Genomic DNA, 530 nt, shown 5'->3' with positions numbered 1-530 from the left:
AGGGATATCAGCTTTGAATTTCATAAAGATGGCTATGATGTGATTCACCGGTATAGCAAGAAATCTTTTGAAATAAAACCAGGAGCAAAGATTCCCAAAACGATCTGTTTTGATGATTTAGGAGCTGAAGAAAATCTAAAGCATTTTGGTAATGAGTGTAATGCGTTATCGGAAATACTATTATCCAGGTACGACCTGTTTATCTCTGATGGATTGATCACCCATATGACAACGAATTTGAATGCCTCAGAAATTGAAAAGCAGTATGGGGCAAGGGTAAGGAGCCGTTTGAGGGAGATGATGAATGTGGTTTCATTTCCCGACAACGCTGCAGACAAACGCAAGTAAAAAATCTATAAACATAAAACGATGTCACTAAAAAATATTCTATTTGAAAAAGGCCTGCCCTTGTTGGCCAATGTGTTTACCGGGGGAACAGCCAAACCTGTATTTGAATTAATCAAATCAGTAACAGGAATTCATTTCCATGATGAGGAACATTTTCAACGATCTTTATCCAGTCATCCAGA

Annotated in this window: 1 pseudogene; it reads left to right on the top strand. The window is 37.7% G+C overall.

Annotation, left to right across the window (positions count from 1 at the left end):
* A pseudogene (locus OM074_RS21200) lies at positions 1–348 on the top strand (ATPase); the annotation flags it as partial.
* Positions 349–530: the final 182 nt, after the last annotated feature.

It is taken from the genome of Plebeiibacterium marinum (assembly GCF_026013615.1).
In the GTDB taxonomy this organism is placed as follows: Bacteria; Bacteroidota; Bacteroidia; order Bacteroidales; family Marinilabiliaceae; genus Saccharicrinis; species Saccharicrinis marinus_A.
Note: the sequence above shows the minus strand (reverse complement) of the source record. Positions and strands in the feature narration are given on the sequence as shown.